The organism is Sphingomonas sp. GlSt437 (genome assembly GCF_048015635.2).
GTDB lineage: Bacteria > Pseudomonadota > Alphaproteobacteria > Sphingomonadales > Sphingomonadaceae > Sphingomonas.
The window spans coordinates 808715-826652 of record NZ_JBPGYA010000001.1 but is presented as its reverse complement, the minus strand read 5'-3'; the positions used below and the strand labels follow the sequence as shown (position 1 = coordinate 826652).

Sequence of the window (17938 nt, the reverse complement as noted above, 5' to 3'; positions counted from 1 at the left end):
TCTCAAAGGGCGGCGTCGGAGACGATCAGGCGGCTTCGGCCTGCCGGACAGCCGGGTCGCGCAACACCGCCGCGGCCAGATATTCGAGCGATGAACGGCGCTCGGCATGGCCGACAACGGGCGTGTCGATCACGAATTCATCGATTCCGAGCGTCGCATGGATCTCATCGAGCGCGGCGCGGATCTGCGCGCCGGTGCCTGACAAAACGTTGGGAATGATTTCCTCGGTCGTGTAATCGTCCACGCCCGACTGTCGTGCGAATTCGGCGGCCGCTTCGATCGTCGGCAGATTGACTTTTTCGCCGGTCGAAAGCCGCACGCGGTAGAGGCGCAGCGGCCCGACATGCTGGCGCGCTTCGTCTTCGCTGGCGGCGGCGAAGGCGACGAGCGACAAAAGCGGCGACCGTCCGGTCGCGCGCCGATAGACGTCGACCGCATGCGCCGTGCGCGCCGGATCACCGTCGAAATGGCCCGCATAGCAGAAATCCCAATCGAGCTCGCCCGCCAGCGCGGCACTGTCCGGGCTGGCACCGAGCAGAATGCGCCGCGGCGCCTCAGCCGGAACCGGGCTCGCCAAGGCCCCCGCCAGCGCATGATCTTCCGGCAAGGTCCGGGTGACGAATGCGTTGAGGTCGCGCAGCTTGTCGGCGAAATCCTGCGGGGCGGCACCGACCTGATTGGCGCGCAGCGCCCGCGTCGCGCGGGGCAGGCCGCCGGGCGCCTTGCCGATGCCAAGGTCGACGCGCCCCGGCGCCAGCGCCGACAGCAGATTGAACGTCTCGGCCACCTTGAACGGAGCATAATGCTGCAACATCACGCCACCCGACCCGATCCTGATCCGGTCGGTCCTGGCCAGTGCATACGCCGCCAGCACTTCGGGCGCCGAGCTGCCGAGTGCGCCCATGCCATGATGTTCGGCGAACCAGTAACGGTGATAGCCGAGCTCTTCGGCGCGGACGACGAGGTCGATCGTGCGCTTGAGCGACAATTCGGGGGCAAGGCTCGCCGGAATGATCGCCTTGTCGAGAATGCTGAGGCGATATGGCATGACTGCAAACCACCCTTTCCCATCGACAGTCGCAGGCCTTAAACGACAAACTGCGATTTCCAGCTCAAGCTATTCCTACTAAAATGATAGGCAATGAACTTTGGGCTCGATGCGGCATAGTTTATCTTCAGGCGGCGCTGCTTTGCCGGCGCTCGTCCAGCCTCTGCTCCAGCACTTGTAGGGCGATCTATGGCAGGCGAGGGACCTGTCAGACGAACGAGGCAGCTGCTAGCGGCGGCCGATGCCTCGCAAATCTCGAGCGTTGCCAACCAGCCCGTTTCGTCGGTTCAACTCGTCGCCCGAGGTGATCCGCTTGTTGGTGATGGACATCTGGTTCCCGCTGTCACTGCGGAACATAGAGGACCTGCTGTTCGAGCGAGGCGCCGATATTTCCTACGAGACTGTGCGCTTCTGGTGGAACCGGTTTGATCCCATGTTCGAGGGCGATGTGCGGCGACACAGGGTGAGCCGCATGCGCGGATTTCGCCACCGACGCTGGCACCTCGACGAGATGTACGTGACCCGAAGGGCGGCGAAGCCAACCTCAATGGCGAGATGGTCTACCTCTGGCGAGCCGTCGATCACGAAGGCGAGATCCTCGAGAGCTACGTCACCAAGATCCGCGACAAGGACGCCGCACTAAGGTTCATGAAGAAGGCGCTGAAGCGCCACGGTTCACCCGAGGCCACCACCACTGACGGCCTCCGGTCTTATCGGGCAGCGATGACCGAGCTCGGTAACCAGGACAAGAAGCAGGTTCGTCGTTGGGCCAATAATCGGGTGGAGAACAGCCATCTGTCCTTCCGACGACGAGAGAGGGCGATGCTCCGTTTCAGGCGGATGATGAGCCTACAGAAGTTCGCCTCGGTCCATGCCAATGTCCACAACCACTTCAACCTGGAACGCCACCACGTCAGCCGTAAAATCTACAAGGAACGACGCTTGGCCGCGCTCGCCGAGTGGCAGTCGCTCGGCGGCTAGGTCGCCAACCTCAAAGACCGATTTGCATCGTCTAGAGAGCGGTTCGCGTTAGACTGACAGCACCAGTTCAACTCTTTGAAGGTCGGCGCCGCCATTAGCTCGCTGCTAGCTCGCTGCAATTCTTCCCATTGCGAACGTCCGTTCGCTGTTGGATAAACGCTTAATGGATGCCAGCGACGTTGAAAGTCTCACCCCACGTCAGAAAGAAATACTGCGACTCCTTCTTAGAGGTTTCGATGCTAAATCAGCAGGGCGTGAACTGGGTATTTCCGTTCATACGGTGAATGAACATCTACGAGACGCTCGGCGGCAGCTGGGAGTTTCGAGCAGTCGTGAAGCGGCTCGCATTCTGCAGCAGTCGGAACAGCCACCCCCAAATCCTTTGGGACCCAACGAAATCGGGATGATTGAGCAGGGCGACTTTCGACTTTTGTCGGGTCGCCCCGGCGCGAATTTCCGGGTGCCCTATTTTGGAGCCTGGATTGTGATCCTAGTTGCGGCAGCTGCAATCGCGTTTTCGTTCGAGCATCGGCGCGCGTTATCTAGACCCGTCGACAGTTTGCTGAATTCAAGAGGTTCAAAAGCCAATGACCCGGTTCAGCCGAGTTCATACCGCAATCGCAAAGTAGCGGTTCAGGGCTTCGATAGCCTGAAGGTGTCCGGACCATTCAAGGTCGCCATTCTAGCCAGCGCCGAGGCATCGCGCGTTCAACTTGTCGGGCCATCGGCTTTGCTGGCCGATACAATCGTCGAGGTCGAAGATAACACACTGGTGATCCGTTTTCGCGAAGGTTCACACTGGAGCTGGAATCCCGGATCCGGTGTAAATGCCGTTGTGTTTGCCCCCAGGCTCACCGCCGTGCGGGTTGAAGGGGCGGCAGATGTCGAGTTGAATGGATCAACCGGCGAAACCTTATCCGCGGCGATCGACGGTGCGGGCAAACTAGTTATCCGGGAGCTTAATGCTCGCAATGCAGAGTTTGTTACGGGCGGCGCGGGCGGCATCACAGTATCGGGAAACGCTCGCACGGCGACGTATGTTGTCGGCGGATCGGGATCGATCGATGCCAAGAGGCTGCTGGTTGAAAGGGCGACCATTGCTGTCCAGGGCGCGGGATCGGCCTATGCGGACGTTTCCAAAACAGCAAATGTCTCTGTGAATGGAGCAGGCCGCGTCGATCTTGTTGGTGGCGCTGCATGCATGGTGCAATCAGCCGATCCACAGCAAGTTCACTGCCGCTGAAATCGCGATTGAGGACGGCTGCTCAGATAGGACAAGCATCCGTTTTTAGGCATGATAGTGACTAGATCGAATGTCAGAATTTAGGGCGCTAAGCAGTCCAAGCCGGACCCCGTTTTGTCGATATGCGTCCTGAGGATAGAGTCGAACAATGACGGGAAATCTTGTGTTCGGCTGGAGAACCGCAATTCTGCTTGTGGCGGTGGTCGAACTGCTACTCTTGTCTGCGGCACTGCTCCGACCGCTGCAGAACCGAGTTGCTAATCGTACGCTTGCCTCTCTACTCGTCGTGCTGGCCGGGATTGTCACTCCGTGGATGATCGGTTTCGCAGGCTTCTACGACCGCTGGCACTGGCTGAGCTTCGCGCCTTTCGCCATTTCCCTCGGCGTAGCGCCGCTGGCGTTTCTCTATGTGGCAGCACTGATCGACGGCAAGTGGCCGAGCCGTGGCTGGCGCCATTTGATGCCCGCCGCCATCCAGTTTCTTTATCTAGCGAGCGCGTTCATCGTCTTGCGAGAGCCGGCCAAGGACGATTGGCTCGATCGGTCGGCGCTCGCCTATGACGTTATCACGGGCTTAGCCGTCGCGGTGGGCCTTGCTGTTTACGGTGTTCGCAGCCGCCGAATGCTCGTGCGGTACCGCGCGCGCCTCGAGCGGTCGCAAAGCGACGATCATCGCTATGGTCTAAACGGCATCGATCGCATTGCTGCCGCCTTGTTCGTGCTTCTCGCAATCTGGGCAACGTATGACCTCTGGGACATCATTGCGCCGCTTGGTTATCGGCGGCTGATGGGGCTCTATGTTGCGATTGCGATCTTCGCAGTGTTTTTAGGGATCGAGGGCTGGCGATTGTCGGCGGTGACTTTCCCCCGGCTGAGCGAGCCCGGCTTGGTGGCCCCGACGACTGGCTGGGCGACACGCGGCCGCCTCTGGCTCGAGCAAATCGAGCGCGACCGGTTGTTCACCGATCCCAGCCTAAGCGTTCCTCGGCTGGCTCGCCTTCTGGCGACCAATAGCTCTTATGTTTCAAGAGCGCTCAACGATGGGCTGGGCGAGAGCTTCTCGTCGATGATCAATCGACTACGGAGCGAAGATGTCGCGCGTCGGCTCAGTGCCGGCGAACAGGGCGATCTGCTCGATATCGCACTCGATTGCGGCTTCAGCTCGAAAGCGACCTTCAACCGCGCGTTCCGCGCCCGATACGGCTGCAGCCCGTCCGCTTATCGGCTTCGCAACGGCTCAACATCGCAAAATCTGCGGCTCGACGCGATCTGAGGCGACCGGATCGGCGGCGGCGGGCCACGCGAAGCTGATGAACGATCCGATCACCCGCCGATCCGTGCTTGTCGCCAGCGCTGCGACTGCGTTTATGACGATGTCGTTCGCGCGCGCGGCGCCCGGCCTTGGACAGCGACGCCAGGATATAGAGATTGTCCGTCGCACGCTTGATCTCCACCCCGGGCTGCTCCGCTACCAATCAGCGCAACAACTGAGTGATCGATTCGCTCGCTTTGGCCGGATATTCGCGGGAGCGAGCAGCCTTGAGGAACAGTTCCTAGCACTCTCCGCGTTTACCGCGACGATTCGGTGCGGCCACACCCAATGTAACCCGTATAATCAGAGCAAAAGCGTCGTTGCCACACTGCTCGAACGGCCAACGCGCTTGCCGTTCGAGTTCGAATGGATCGATCGCCGCATGATTGTGCGCGCCGATCGCGGTGCCAGCGGGTTATTCGAACCCGGCACGGAGATCGTGTCGATCAACGGCTTGGCGGCAGGTGACCTATTGGACCGTCTGCTCGCTTTTGCTCGTGCCGACGGCGGCAACGACGGCAAGCGGATCGATCAGATGGCGATGCGCAACATCGATCGGTTCGAAACATTCGATATCTTTCAGGGGCTACTGCTGCCGCCGGCGAAGGGCCACTTCAGGTGCCGCTATCGCACGCCAGCGGGGCGCAGCGACGAGATCGATCTGGTTGCGTTCACCCCAACCCAACGTCGCGCTACGCGCCATGTGCTCGAGACCGACGGCACATCAGCGCCAATCTGGACGTGGCGCGTAGAGAAGGGCGTAGCCATTCTTGGAATGCCGAGCTGGGTAGTGTACAACAACAAGTGGGACTGGCAATCATGGCTGGACGAGCGGCTCGGCCAACTGAACGGTGCCAAGGGCCTAATTATCGACCTACGCGACAATGAAGGAGGCAATGATTGCGGCGATGCGATCCTCGCGCGTCTCGCGCCCGCCGATCTCTACTTTCCGACCTATCGGCGGCTGGTGCGCTATCGTCGAACGCCAGCCGATCTCGATCCGTATCTCGATACCTGGGATGACAGTTTCCGGTCGATTGGCACAGCCGCGACCGCGGCCAGCGATGGCTTTTTCGAACTCGAATCGACTGAGATCGATAAGATCACCGCGAAGGCGCCGCGACTTACCGTGCCGGTCGCCGCGCTGATCGGGCCGACATGCAGCTCGGCGACCTTTCAATTTGCGCATAAGGCGAAGCAGACAGGGCTCGTCCGCCTGTTCGGTCAGCAGAGCGGCGGCAATCTGCGCGGGATCAACGGATCAGGCTTCTTTTTCGTGCGGTTGCCCGAATCCGGATTGGAGTTCGATCTGCCGATCGTCGGCAATTTCCCGCGCACCCCGCAGCCTGATCGCGGAGTATTGCCCGATGTGTTGATCGGCAAGAGCCAAAGCGACGTCGCCAGCGGGCGCGACCGCTGTTTCGAGGCGGCGCTGACCTGGATCTTGCGCGACGCCTAGGGCCGCGAGCGCCGCTGTCACCGTTATAACGAACTGACTGCCGCTTTCGGGCAACAGGAGCATTGTCTCCAACGACTGAGCATGAAGCGCTTAGATTTCGGCTTTGCAGGCGGCGACATAAGCCTTGCGTTCCGCCAGCTTCTAGCATTAGTCCACACGAGCGGGGGTCAGCATGAAGAAGCCTATTGATCGCAGTCGGTTGGTAACGCTCATCGGCGTCTCGGCGGGATTGGCGGCGGGGTGCTCTCCTTCGACCGATGGCCAATGGCGCGTATGCACCGACCCAACCGGCCGCCGAATTGCTGATGCCAATTGCTCGACGAGTAGCGGCGGTGGCGCGCATGGCGGTGGTGGCTGGCGCTATATCGATCGCTCTGCATCGGCGCCGGCAGTCGGCGAAGAAGTTGCTGGCGGATCGCGAGCACCACTTGCTGGCACGGCTTACAGCGCACCGGCAGAGGGCATCGCACGGGGCGGTTTTGGCGGTACTGGCGACGGCGGGGGTGAAGGCGGCGGTCATGGCGGTGGCGCCGGCGAATAGCCGGGGCAGGTCGGATTGGCATGCAGCGCCATCAGGTAGAGCCACGCTGGGATTGGGAGCGTCGGCTCGAAGACCTCGGCTTTCTGTGGCATACCGCTGATGGCGTGACCTATTGGTCGGAAAGTGCCTATTACCAATTTACGGGCGACGAGGTTGCCCAGATTGAGCAGGCCAGCGAGGAACTCGGTCGGCTTTTCCTCGCGGCGGGCGACTACGTTGTCCGGGAACATCGCTTCGCTGAATTCGGCATTCCAGACTGGTGTGTGCCGCTTATCATTGAAGCATGGGAACATGAGCCTCCCGCGCTTAACTACGGTCGCTTTGACCTCGGCATGGACGGCAACGGCACGATCAAGTTGTTCGAATTCAATTGTGATACGCCGACGTCGCTGATCGAAGCATCGGTCGTGCAATGGTTCTGGAAACAAGACGTCTTCCCCGAGCACGACCAGTTCAATGCCATCCATGAAGCGCTGGTAAGCCAGTGGGCCGCCATCGCGCCGCGCTTGTCCGGTCGTCATGTCCATTTCGCGCACATCGCTGACCGCTTAGGTGAGGATACGTTGACGACGGCCTATATGATGGACGTCGCCAAAGAAGCCGGGCTCGAGGCGACCCGCCTCACCATGCGCGACATCGGATGGAAGGATGGCGCCGACGGCGGGTTCTTCGATCTCGAAGGTCGACACATCGACACGCTTTACAAGCTCTATCCCTGGGAGTGGCTTGTCAGCGAGCCGTTCGGGCGGAACATCGCCGCCGACCCTGGCAGCACGCTGTGGATCGAGCCTATCTGGAAAATGATCTGGAGCAACAAGGCAATCCTCGCGGTCCTGTGGCGGCTATTCCCTAGCCACCCAAACCTGCTGTGGGCTGGGCATCATCCCCCGCCCACTGATAGCTTTGTCCGCAAGCCCCTGTTAGGGCGCGAAGGCAGCAACGTTGCGATCGTTCGCAACGGCCAAACGCTTGCCGAAAACAATGGCCGATGGGCGGGCCCGTCAATCTATCAGGGGTTTTTCGACATCCCCGTCCATGACGGGCATTATCCGATCATCGGCAGCTGGATGGTTGATGGCGTTGCCGTCGGCATGGGCGTGCGGGAAGGCGGCCGGATTACTGCAAACCTTGATCGGTTTGTGCCGCATGTGATCGCGATCTAACCACTCTCAATTTTCAACCGCTCAATGACGGCTTTCGGGCCTGGTTGGTTCGCGGCGGAACGACCCCAACAAGGGCGCAACGCTAGCCCTAAACTTGGTCGGATTGCTTTTGCTCGGGTTGGCCAGCACCAGCCCGCTTAACCCAAAGTTCGTCGGTTCGCGTGATCTCGACGAGCTCGTCTGGAAAACGCCGCTCCTGAAACGCCAGCGCGTCGTCAAACGACCCATTGAGCCAGCGATCATAGTCTTCCGGGTGGAGGAGGACGGGCATCCGATCATGAACAGGCCGGATCGTCTCGTTGCAGTCGGTCATGACGCCGGAATAGACCGGACCCCATTCATCGCTGACCCGCCAAAGCCCCGCCCAAGCGAAGATGGGTTGGTCCTTGATCGTGAACCAAGTGCGAGTTTTCGCGCCTTTTCGACCTTCGGCCTCGGCGAAGCCTGTAAGTGGGACCAGACTGCGCCATTGCGGCTTGCGCGCTAGGCCAAGCAAGATCGCTTGCGTATCGTTGAGCTTCGCCATGGTGGGTCCTCGTGTTCGAGGAGAGCGGCACTTTGCCGCTCCCACCGCCCACAGTCCCGGCGATCATCGATCCTCGAGGGGTGTTGCGGCGTCCTACCCGCCGCGACTCAACGCTTGGTGCTGTCGCTCTGGTTTGAGCGGAAGTCGAATGGTTCTTGCGATATTCGGTATCAACGGGGGACCCCGACTACATTGAGGGCGACACGCCGACCGTCCCATGCATCGTCTTGAGGCTTGCAATGATCCGCGACGCGGCAACCGCCGTCAGAGGTCCAACTTCATCGGTTAGAGTGTGGTGCGTGTTAGACTGGCGGCACTGGGTTGAGACCTGGGGCATCATCCCTGCGTGGGATCGATCAGGAACTTCTCGCCCGTCGCCTTGCGCTCATAGGCGCGCAGCACGTCGGGCTCCAGCGCTTCGGTCAGCCCGATGACCCGGGTGTAGCTACTCGCGAAGGTGGTCTTGAGTTCATCGACCACGCGCTGGCGCATCCGCTGCGCTGTTTCCGGGCCAGCCTTTTGCAGGAAAGGGAAGAGCAGCCAGCCCGACACACTCCAGCCAAAACCGAAGGTGATCCGGTTGAGCACGATCGGCGAAAGATCGAGCCCGCCGTAAATATAGAGGTGCTTGAACGTGTTCGAGCCGTATCGGCTATATTCGGACATGCGCTGAACTGCCGCGCGTTCCATCGCCTGCAGGATGTCGCTGCCCAGCGTTCCCCCGCCGATCGCGTCGAACGCGATGGTCGCGCCGGTCTGCTCGACTGCGCTCCTCAGTTGCGCCGGGAAGTCCACGTCCTTGCTGTTGATCACATGCTCAGCGCCGATCCCGCGCAGGATGTTCACCTGCTCTTGCGATCGCACGATGTTGACCAAGGGGATACCGTCGGCGAGGCAGATCTTCTGCAGCATTTGCCCGAGGTTCGACGCGGCGGCGGTGTGAACGATCGCGCTGTGGCCTTCGCTGCGCGCCGTTTCGACAAAGCCCAGCGCGGTGAGCGGGTTGACGAACATCGACGCGCCATCGGCGGCGGTGGCGCCGTCAGGCAGCGGTATCACGTCGCGCGCCTTGATGCGGCGATAATCGGCATACATGCCGCCGCCGATCATCCCCACGAGCTTACCCTTGAGAGCAGCTGCGTCACGGCCCGCCGCAACCACCGTGCCCGCACCTTCGTTACCGACCGGCAGCGACTGGCCAAGCCGAGCCGCGACGCCGGCCAACCGCGGTTGGGGCACGTCGAGCAACAGCCCCGGTTGGCCATCCGACCGCGTTTTCAGGCTCGACAGATCCGCGGGACCGAGCAGCACACCCAGATCGCTAGGGTTGATCGGCGCGGCTTCGACGCGAACGATAACCTCATCGTCCGCCGGATCGCCGATCTCGACCTCTTCGAGCGACAAGGTGAGGATGCCGTCCGGATCGACCTTCGATCGCAGCTCGCGCCCGGTAAAGCTCATTGCCGTCTCCTGTCGGTAGTCTGGATCGGGGAAGGGTGCTGATGGCTGACGGCATTGCAAGCAGAATCTGGCTGCGCGCGCCGGTGACTTAATCGTCGAGCACGGCGTTGAAGCCGAGGTCCGTTGGGATTCGCACATCGGCGCAAGGCGAACTTCCCGTTGTGGCCTGGATGAGGTTGACGCCGAACCATTCACTTAAGGAAGCGGACGCGGCTCTACGGTCGCAGAACCCGCCTTATACGTCGCTCCCGGCGACTTTGTTGCGACGCACAATAATTCAGCAATTTGGCGACGAGGGCGAGGGCAGGCATTGGTCACAATTCGAGGGAGGTCACCGGGATGATTGTTTCATTTCGGACTTAAAATTCGATAATTATGCCGATCGCTATCGAACAATGCCTTTCTTCCGGTGATGAGTCCCCACACGATTTAAAATTGCGATCAATGAGGATGTCATAAAAGCAACACTTGTCATAAATTCGCCTTATAAAGGCTTCGCAAGTGCGAAATCAGATTGGCAGGCCCGAAGCGGCCGCATATCAAAATGGTTCGCGGGGCTCGAGCCGGGGGGCTGGGTCAACGCCAACTGGCCCTTCAGGGAGAATGATATGACCCTTCTCAATCGGACCCATGTGAAAATTTTGTGCGCCGCTTCAGCGACCGTCATTGCGCTGGCAAACGCTTCTGGTGCGTCCGCTCAGGAGACTACGTCGCAAACTGTTCAACCGCAGGCGGCGGGTTCGACAATTGTCCCGAGCGACATTGTTGTCATTGGCACGCGGCGTCTGGACCGCAGCGCGCTCAATTCTGCGTCGCCGGTTGACATTATCGGGTCCGAGGAGATTAAATCGCAACCGAGCGCCAACATGCTCGACACGGTCAAAAACATCGTGCCGAGTTTTTTCGTGGCTCAGAACACCATTTCGGACGCCTCGAGCTTCGTGCGCAGCCCATCGCTACGCGGTTTGCCCGGCGACGAAGTTCTCGTGATGCTGGATGGCAAGCGGTACAACCGTTCCGCGTTGGTCCAGGTTTATTCGGGTGGTGACACCGGCCTTTCCTATGGCGCACAAGGGTCTGACATTTCGGCGCTACCCGCGCTCGCTATCAAGAGCCTGCAAGTGTTGCGCGACGGTGCGACCGCGCAATACGGGTCAGATGCGATCGCAGGCGTGCTGAATTATGGGCTGCGGGACGCCAATCACGGGATCGAATTGGTCGGACGCTACGGCCAATATTATCGTAATGGCGATGGCAACAGCTACCAGATCGCGGGCAATGTCGGCTTGGCGCTCGGGGATCGCGGTTTTGTCAACATCACCGGTGAATATGACGATGACGGCCAGACGAGCCGTGGCGTGACCCGTCCAACCGCGTTGCTCTTCGCGCAGCAGAACCCCAGCCTTGCCAGCCAGATCCCAAATTATCCATTGCCTGCGCAGATTTGGGGTTCATCACCGAGCCACGGTTATAAAGCCGTGCTTAACGCAGGCTACGACGTAACCGACAGCAGCAAGCTCTACCTGTTCGTGAACATTGCGCGGACCAAGACAAATGAGAGCTTCAATTATCGCCCGTCGGTAACCCAAACGGGCGTGATCGACAGCGCCGGTGTCAGCCACACCCTGTCACGCAACGGCTCGTTCAAGCCCATATATCTCACCCCCTGCCCAACAGGGAACCCGACCTGCCCGAGCGGCGGCTTCGTCCAGGACAACAACACGTTCAGCTTCGCCAGCATATACCCGGCCGGTTTCACACCGCGCTTTGTCGGCGTGACCCAGGAAGTTTATGGAACGGCTGGTTACAAGGGCAAGACTGCGGGCGGGTTTACATATGATCTGTCTGGGTCGCTAAGTCAGAACACGCTCGATCTATCGATGTATAACTCGCTATCACCTTCCTACGGCCCCCAGTCGCAGACCAGCTTTAAGTTCGGTAAGACTTACCAGAGGGAAGTCGATGTCAATGGCGATTTCTCCTATCCTATCGAACTTGGGTTCGCGAGCCCGCTTACCGTCTCGTTCGGTGGCGAGTATCGGCGCGAGACCTATAAGCTGACCGCCGGTGATACCCAGTCCTATGGCGCCGGACCTTTTGCTTCGCAGACCCTCTATACCCAGGTATCGCCTGGCGTTTACTCCCAGTCCGGCACGGCGTCGCAGTCACCTGCGGCATCGGGCTATGGCGGCACTAGCCCACAGGCTGCAGGCTCGTGGAGCCAGGACAGCTACGGCTTTTACGGCGATCTCGAGACCGATGTGATCAAGGCGCTGTCGGTCGGCCTCGCCGGTCGTTACGAGCACTATAGCAACTTCGGTAGCGCCACGGTCGGCAAGTTTAGCGCAATCTATCATATTCTCAAAGGATTGGCGATCCGTGGCGGCGTCGGTACGGGTTTCCATGCGCCGTCACCAGGCCAGTCGCATGACTCGATTCTGACGACCAACTTCATCGCGGGCAACCAGGTGCAAACCGGCACCTTCCCGGTCGATAGTCCGATCGCCCAATATTACGGGGCCAAGCCGCTCAAGCCGGAAAAGGCTACCAACTGGACATTGGGTTTTGTCGCCAACCCCGGCCATGCCTTCACGCTGACGGTCGACTATTACAATATCAAGGTGACCAACCGCATCTTCGTCTCTCAACCTTTTTCGGTAAAGCCGGCCGACATCCTTGCACAGCCTGGGCTCGCTTCGGTGGGCGCCGGAGGCAATGTCAGCTACTTCACCAATGGTCTCGATACGTTGACCCGCGGCATCGACGTCGTCGGCACGTATCGGACCGATCTCGGTGGTGGAAAACTCAACCTGACGCTGGCTTATAATTACAATAAGAGCACTGTCAGCCGTGCCGACAACAATGTGATCAGCACCGCGCAGATCATCGACATCAAGCACCTCGCGCCGAACCATCGGGCAACCTTTACCGCTAACTGGCAGTCGGGTCCGTGGACGATCAACGGGCGTGAGAATTTCTACGGTAAATGGCAGGATGCCGTCGACTATCCGACCGCTCAGGATGCCGCCGGCAACGTAACCGCGGCGCAAGTGTTCGGGTCGAAATTCACGACGGACCTCGACGTGAGCTACACGTTCCGCACGCACTACACGTTGACGGTTGGCGCCACTAACCTGTTCAATACATTCCCTGACAAGATCGCGGCGAGCAGCTTCAACGCGATCTACCCCATCACCGGGGGGCTGGGCGATGGCCAGGTCTATCCGCGTTCGGGGGGGCCGTTCGGCATCAACGGTGGGTTCTGGTACGCCCGCGTGCGCGTCGCGTTCTGATCGCGCCGCCGAACCAACAATCACTAAGGGGCGGCGCTCGCGTCGCCCCTTTTCTTTTTGTTCGCGCCAAAGATTTAGGTGACCGATGCGGTCTGCTTCTGCACAAAGTGACGAAGACAACGCTGACGAGATCCTGATATGCGCACCCTAGCTGTTTCACTTTTTGGCGCTGCACTCACGCTCGCAGCCCCGATGAAGGCCGCCGCGCCGGCTGCCGTCGGGGCCCAGAACGGCATGGTCGTCTCCGCGCATCGCTTGGCTAGCGAGGCGGGCGTCGCTGTGTTGAAGGATGGCGGCAACGCGGTCGACGCTGCTGTCGCGGTTGCTTATGCTTTGGCGGTCACCTTTCCAGAAGCGGGCAATATCGGCGGCGGCGGGTTCATGACGATCCGGCTTGCGGACGGGCGTGAAACATTCATCGACTTTCGCGAAACCGCACCGGGCGCCGCGTCGCCAAATCTCTATCAGGACCTCGCAGGCAATGTCCTTCCTAGCCTGTCCACGAGGGGGTACAAGGCTGTCGGTATTCCGGGCACCGTCGCCGGGCTGGACCTCGCCCTGACCTTGTACGGCACCAAGTCTCGAGCTGAGTTGATGGCCCCGGCGATCGCGTTGGCCAAGACCGGCTATGTTCTCGACGATGGCGATGCCCGCTTTCTGTCGACCGGCGCCACTGATTTCGCCGCTGATGGTCCAAGCGCGGCGATCTTCCTTCACGGCCGCCAACCATGGCACGCGGGGGAACGGCTGGTTCAGGCCGACCTGGGCGACAGCTTGGCAATGATCGCCAAGAATGGGCCTGATGCGTTCTACAGAGGGCCGATCGGGCAAAAGATTGTTGCCGCCAGCCGCGCCCATGGCGGCATCCTGGCGCTTGCCGACTTTGCCAAATATCGCGCACTGGAGCGCAAGCCGATTACGTGCGACTATCGTGGCTGGCATATCATCAGCGCGCCGCCACCATCGTCTGGCGGCGTGGTGCTGTGCGAATCGTTGAATGTGCTCGAAGGCTACCCAATGGCCGATCTCGGATGGCATTCAGCGCAAAGCGTGCACTATGAAGTGGAGGCGCTGCGCCGCGCCTATCATGACCGTAATACCCAATTTGGCGATCCTAGCTTCGTTACCGTCGATACAAGCCGCTTTACGAGCAAGGCCTATGCTATATCGCTCCGTAGCGGCATTAGCGCGACGCTCGCCACGCCTTCAGCTAGCCTCGGAATTCCCGGAACGGAAAAGGAAGGGGTTAGCACCACCCATTTTTCCGTGGTCGATAAGGCAGGCAACGCGGTTTCGTTGACCTACACGTTGAACGATTGGTTCGGCGCGCGGGTTGTCGCCGCCGGCACCGGTATTCTGCTCAATGACGAGATGGACGATTTCTCGTCAAAGCCCGGGGTACCCAACATGTTCGGCCTGGTCGAAGGCGTAAATAACGCGATTAAGCCGGGCAAACGGCCATTATCGTCGATGACGCCGACGATTCTGACGCGGAACGGCAAATTAGCGATGGTGATCGGCACCCCTGGTGGCAGCCGGATTCCAACCGGCGTTCTCGAAGTTATTCGCAACATTATCGATTATGGCATGGCGCCGGGCGATGCGGTGGATGCGCCGCGTATCCACCATCAGTGGCTGCCGGATCGGATCGATTACGAGCCGTTTGCCTTGAGCGCTGACACGATCGCGGCCTTGTCAGCCATGGGACATAAGGTCGCCAAGACCGGGTACGGCAACCAGATCGCGGTCATCGTCGTCAATGATGTCGCACCCGACGGTAAAACGTCGGACGGTACGTTCGTTGATCCGCCGGTTCGTTTCGACAAGCCTCCAAGGCTCCAGGGGGTAATTGATCCCCGATTGCCGACCGGCAGTGCCGCCGGATATTGAGGTCGGCGATCGACCATGGGCTTCACGCACCGTATCGCTACCCTGGAAGATCTGGCGGCACTTCGCGCCCTGATGCATCGCGCAATCGAGCAATTGCAGGATGAATTCTTAACGCCTGAGCAGGTCGCCGCGAGCCATAAGGTCATGGGGCTGGACAGCCAGCTCATTACCGACGGGACCTATTTCGTCATTGAAGACACAGACGAGCACGCAACGGCTGGCTGCGGCGGCTGGAGCTTTCGCAAAACCCTATATGGCGGAGATAACAGCGTTGTGGAGCGTGCCCCCCAAGTGCTCGACCCGGCCACCGACGCCGCAAAAGTGCGCGCGATGTACACCGACCCTGCCTATTCAAGGCGTGGTGTCGGAAAGCTCCTGCTGGGTCTCTGCGAAGCTGCTGCTCACGCTGCCGGCTTCCGGCGGGTTGAACTGATGGCGACGATGTCGGGAGTGCCCTTGTACCGAGCAGCAGGCTATCAGCCGGTCCAGGAGGTTACCTCAGCACCGATTGAAGGCGTGACCGTTCCGCTGTTGCTGATGGAAAAGATACTTGTGCCTTATAACCCTTTCTAAGGGTGAGGCGTTCGAGCGGTTTGATCCTCCTTCAGATATCGGGGCACCTGGGATGGTGGACAGTGCCTCCGGTCAAATCCTGATGGATGGCTTCAGCTAGTTGGGACTGGCCGCGGAACCTGAGGGATGAAGGCTTTGGGAATAAGCTGCGCGCCCGTCTACCAGCTTGCTTCTGAGCGCATCGCTGACCCAGCTGCGGCTCTGGCCTATGGTGACCGCTGGCGCCCCGCTTGCCGACAAAGGCCCGTCTGATAGGCTCGCACCGGCCGCCGCGGGTAGGCAGTTCGTGCGAGGAGGTGACAATGCTGCAGCTGGTAAAGGATCATCATAGCCGTTTGAAAGCCGCGGCTGCGTCGGCGGGTCGCCTCCGCCTGATCATGATGGCGATCAGAATGCTTCTTAGTCTGTCGCTGATTGCCCCCAGCTTGTTGCTATCGTCAGTTTTGCATCTTGACCAGCCGGCAAGAGCCGCCCTCACCATCCCGGTTGGCGGGCTCACCCTAATGATGATCCTGCATATCGGCTACGTTTTCACCGAAGGATTTCAGGATACGCCGAAGACAAAGGCGTGACGGGTGGATCTGACCCGCTTCCCGCCCGCGCTTTTCACAGCTGACTACGCGATATCGGCCGTCCGCGCGCTATTTGAACGAAAGGCGGCTTTCGGGATTTGCTAACGCCACGTCGGACGGCCGTGATTAGGGCGCAGCGCTGAGGTTCATGAAGAAGGCGCTGAAGCGCCATCGCTCACCCGAAGCCATCACCACCGATGGCCCGCGCTCGTACCGGGCAGCAATGACCGAGCTGCGTAATGAGGAGAAACAGGAGGTTGGCCGCTGAGCCAACAACCGGATGGAGAACAGCCAACTTTCCTTCCGGCGACAGGAGCAAGCGATGCTCCGGTTCCGACGGATGAAGAGCTTACAGAAGTTCGCTAGCGTCCATGCCAACGTCCAAAACCACTTCAATCTTGAGCGCCCTCTGATTGACCGACAAACTTACAACGAACGCCGCTCCGCTGCGCTCGCCGAGTGGTAGGCACTCGCCCGCTGAAGCTCAGCTCACCCACGCATTATGCATCCTGTAAAGAGCGTTTCGCGTTAGACTGACAGCACCCCGACGCGCTTTACCGTCTAGGTGCCGGCATCGACGAGAACAGCGCCGAACTGCTCGAGAGTGCCGTCACCGCCGACGCCGCCATCGATTTCGGCCCCGCCGCGCGGACGATGGGGATCGACTTCCCGGTGCTGACCGGTCGCGACGCGATCGTATCGACGCTGACCGCCACCGTCGGCCTGCTCGACACGACCCATGTCGTCACCAATCCACGCTTTCTGGTCGAGGGCAACCGGGTGGTGCTAAAGGCGATCGTCGAAGCGGCCCACTTCCCCCCGAACGACCATAGCCGCCGCTGCGTGATGAAGAACCGCTACACCGCGGAGATGCGGCAGGAAGGCGGCCTGTGGCGGACCGCGACGCTCGACGTGCAGTGCGCCTGGTTCGATGGTGACCCGGCGGTTATCCTGGGCAAGTGAGCCGAGATGCGGATTGGCTGGCGCCTGCGTTGCCCGCCGATCCAGCTTCACTGATTGGAGGCAAAGGGGTTCGGGCCGCAGCACTGGATGTCCGCTTCTGGGGTCGCTGATCATTTGCCCGAACGGCTGCTATTGAGGCGCAAAGCAGACCCGGCTTTGTGCACTAGGCGTGACCCTCACCCCCGTCGACGAACAGTTCAGAGCCGGTCATGAAGCTCGAATCGTTAGACGCCAAGAACAAGGCGGCATGCGCGATCTCTTCGGCGTCGCCCACCCGGCCGAGTGGCACGCCCAGCGCGGCCTGCTCGAGCAGCGCCTGTTGCTGCGCGGCATTAGGTCCGGCAAGCCCGCGCAGGCCGGGCGTCGCGGTGGGGCCGGGCACCAGGGTGTTGATTCGAATGCCACGCTCCTTCAATTCGACCATCCAGTTTCGCGTCAGGGCATGCACGGCCGCCTTTGACGACGCATAGATGCTGAAGCCGGGTGTTGCCTTGGCCGCTGACGTCGAGCCGTTGAGGATCACTGAGGCACCGGTGGCAAGCAGCGGCAGCGCTTTGTTAACGGTGAACACCACACCCTTGACGTTGCGCGCATAGGTATCGTCGAAATGCGCTTCGGTCATCTCGGCCAAGGACAGTAGCGCACCGCCGCCGGCGTTGACGAACAGGATATGGATCTGGCCATGGTCGGCGCCAATTGCGCTGAACAAATCGTCGAGCTGGTCAAGGCTGGCGGAATCTACCTGATAGCCTTTGGCACCCGGGATCGCTGCGACAGCGGCATCGAGTTCCGGCTTGCGGCGCCCAGTGATAATGACGCGTGCGCCCTCGGCTCCAAAGAGCTTGGCGGTCGCCAGGCCGATGCCCGACGTACCGCCGGTGACCAGCGCGACCTTTCCTTCAAGCTTTGCCAT

General features: G+C 60.5%; 13 protein-coding genes and 3 pseudogenes. 12 read left to right on the top strand and 4 right to left on the bottom strand.

Annotated elements, in window-relative coordinates:
• Positions 1–25: 25 nt before the first annotated feature.
• The gene (locus tag ACLB0R_RS04230; RefSeq protein WP_416642099.1) at positions 26–1048 is read right to left on the bottom strand and encodes an LLM class flavin-dependent oxidoreductase; all 1023 of its coding nucleotides are present in this window, start codon (positions 1046–1048) and stop codon (positions 26–28) included.
• A gap of 241 nt (positions 1049–1289) precedes the next feature.
• Between ACLB0R_RS04230 and ACLB0R_RS04225 the strand changes: the two are divergent.
• The 6 genes and pseudogenes from ACLB0R_RS04225 to ACLB0R_RS04200 all read left to right on the top strand — a co-directional run bounded on the left by ACLB0R_RS04225 (position 1290) and on the right by ACLB0R_RS04200 (position 7747).
• Positions 1290–2029 (top strand): annotated as a pseudogene (locus tag ACLB0R_RS04225) (IS6 family transposase).
• A 163-nt stretch (positions 2030–2192) separates the two neighbouring features.
• Positions 2193–3272, top strand: coding sequence for a GIN domain-containing protein (locus ACLB0R_RS04220; RefSeq protein ID WP_416642097.1), 1080 nt, complete (start codon positions 2193–2195; stop codon positions 3270–3272).
• A 148-nt stretch (positions 3273–3420) separates the two neighbouring features.
• Entirely contained in the window at positions 3421–4545 is a 1125-nt protein-coding gene (locus ACLB0R_RS04215) for a helix-turn-helix domain-containing protein (protein WP_416642096.1), read from the top strand.
• Positions 4546–4582: 37 nt separating this feature from the next.
• Positions 4583–6043, top strand: a complete 1461-nt coding sequence (locus ACLB0R_RS04210) for a S41 family peptidase (RefSeq protein WP_416642095.1) — start codon at positions 4583–4585, stop codon at positions 6041–6043.
• A gap of 172 nt (positions 6044–6215) precedes the next feature.
• Positions 6216–6584, top strand: coding sequence for a hypothetical protein (locus tag ACLB0R_RS04205; protein WP_416642094.1), 369 nt, complete (start codon positions 6216–6218; stop codon positions 6582–6584).
• 20 nt (positions 6585–6604) lie between these two features.
• Positions 6605–7747, top strand: a complete 1143-nt coding sequence (locus ACLB0R_RS04200; RefSeq protein WP_416642093.1) for a glutathionylspermidine synthase family protein — start codon at positions 6605–6607, stop codon at positions 7745–7747.
• Positions 7748–7835: 88 nt separating this feature from the next.
• On the opposite strand, the gene ACLB0R_RS04195 is transcribed toward ACLB0R_RS04200, so the two are convergent.
• Together ACLB0R_RS04195 and ACLB0R_RS04190 are read right to left on the bottom strand one after the other, a co-directional pair.
• Positions 7836–8273 carry an SOS response-associated peptidase family protein gene (locus tag ACLB0R_RS04195; RefSeq protein WP_416642092.1) on the bottom strand — a complete coding sequence of 146 codons (438 nt, stop codon included), beginning with the start codon at positions 8271–8273 and terminating at the stop codon, positions 7836–7838.
• A 336-nt stretch (positions 8274–8609) separates the two neighbouring features.
• The gene (locus ACLB0R_RS04190) at positions 8610–9734 is read right to left on the bottom strand and encodes a zinc-binding dehydrogenase (RefSeq protein ID WP_416642091.1); all 1125 of its coding nucleotides are present in this window, start codon (positions 9732–9734) and stop codon (positions 8610–8612) included.
• Positions 9735–10342: 608 nt separating this feature from the next.
• Here ACLB0R_RS04190 and ACLB0R_RS04185 point away from each other — a divergent pair.
• From ACLB0R_RS04185 to ACLB0R_RS04160, 6 genes and pseudogenes are all read left to right on the top strand, one after another.
• The gene (locus tag ACLB0R_RS04185; protein ID WP_416642090.1) at positions 10343–13027 is read left to right on the top strand and encodes a TonB-dependent receptor plug domain-containing protein; all 2685 of its coding nucleotides are present in this window, start codon (positions 10343–10345) and stop codon (positions 13025–13027) included.
• Between the two features lie 192 nt (positions 13028–13219).
• Positions 13220–14917, top strand: a complete 1698-nt coding sequence (gene ggt / locus ACLB0R_RS04180; RefSeq protein WP_434953718.1) for a gamma-glutamyltransferase — start codon at positions 13220–13222, stop codon at positions 14915–14917.
• A gap of 15 nt (positions 14918–14932) precedes the next feature.
• Positions 14933–15490, top strand: a complete 558-nt coding sequence (locus tag ACLB0R_RS04175; protein ID WP_416642088.1) for a GNAT family N-acetyltransferase — start codon at positions 14933–14935, stop codon at positions 15488–15490.
• 302 nt (positions 15491–15792) lie between these two features.
• A complete protein-coding gene (locus ACLB0R_RS04170; protein WP_416642087.1) occupies positions 15793–16062 on the top strand; it encodes a hypothetical protein in 270 nt (89 codons plus the stop codon).
• 133 nt (positions 16063–16195) lie between these two features.
• Positions 16196–16528, top strand: a pseudogene (locus ACLB0R_RS04165) (DDE-type integrase/transposase/recombinase); the annotation flags it as partial.
• A 92-nt stretch (positions 16529–16620) separates the two neighbouring features.
• Positions 16621–17025, top strand: a pseudogene (locus ACLB0R_RS04160) (nuclear transport factor 2 family protein); the annotation flags it as partial.
• A 163-nt stretch (positions 17026–17188) separates the two neighbouring features.
• Here the strand turns inward: ACLB0R_RS04160 and ACLB0R_RS04155 are convergent.
• Positions 17189–17938 (bottom strand): SDR family oxidoreductase, encoded by a 750-nt coding sequence (locus ACLB0R_RS04155; protein ID WP_416642085.1) that lies wholly within the window; start codon positions 17936–17938, stop codon positions 17189–17191.

What these genes read in the sequence shown, in the direction of transcription:
- ACLB0R_RS04230 (WP_416642099.1), bottom strand. Translation starts at nt 1,048, where the DNA reads ATGCCATATCGCCTCAGCATTCTCGACAAGGCGATCATTCCGGCGAGC.
- ACLB0R_RS04220 (WP_416642097.1), top strand. Translation starts at nt 2,193, where the DNA reads ATGGATGCCAGCGACGTTGAAAGTCTCACCCCACGTCAGAAAGAAATA.
- ACLB0R_RS04215 (WP_416642096.1), top strand. Translation starts at nt 3,421, where the DNA reads ATGACGGGAAATCTTGTGTTCGGCTGGAGAACCGCAATTCTGCTTGTG.
- ACLB0R_RS04210 (WP_416642095.1), top strand. Translation starts at nt 4,583, where the DNA reads ATGAACGATCCGATCACCCGCCGATCCGTGCTTGTCGCCAGCGCTGCG.
- ACLB0R_RS04205 (WP_416642094.1), top strand. Translation starts at nt 6,216, where the DNA reads ATGAAGAAGCCTATTGATCGCAGTCGGTTGGTAACGCTCATCGGCGTC.
- ACLB0R_RS04200 (WP_416642093.1), top strand. Translation starts at nt 6,605, where the DNA reads ATGCAGCGCCATCAGGTAGAGCCACGCTGGGATTGGGAGCGTCGGCTC.
- ACLB0R_RS04195 (WP_416642092.1), bottom strand. Translation starts at nt 8,273, where the DNA reads ATGGCGAAGCTCAACGATACGCAAGCGATCTTGCTTGGCCTAGCGCGC.
- ACLB0R_RS04190 (WP_416642091.1), bottom strand. Translation starts at nt 9,734, where the DNA reads ATGAGCTTTACCGGGCGCGAGCTGCGATCGAAGGTCGATCCGGACGGC.
- ACLB0R_RS04185 (WP_416642090.1), top strand. Translation starts at nt 10,343, where the DNA reads ATGACCCTTCTCAATCGGACCCATGTGAAAATTTTGTGCGCCGCTTCA.
- ggt (WP_434953718.1), top strand. Translation starts at nt 13,220, where the DNA reads ATGAAGGCCGCCGCGCCGGCTGCCGTCGGGGCCCAGAACGGCATGGTC.
- ACLB0R_RS04175 (WP_416642088.1), top strand. Translation starts at nt 14,933, where the DNA reads ATGGGCTTCACGCACCGTATCGCTACCCTGGAAGATCTGGCGGCACTT.
- ACLB0R_RS04170 (WP_416642087.1), top strand. Translation starts at nt 15,793, where the DNA reads ATGCTGCAGCTGGTAAAGGATCATCATAGCCGTTTGAAAGCCGCGGCT.
- ACLB0R_RS04155 (WP_416642085.1), bottom strand. Translation starts at nt 17,938, where the DNA reads ATGGCAAAGCTTGAAGGAAAGGTCGCGCTGGTCACCGGCGGTACGTCG.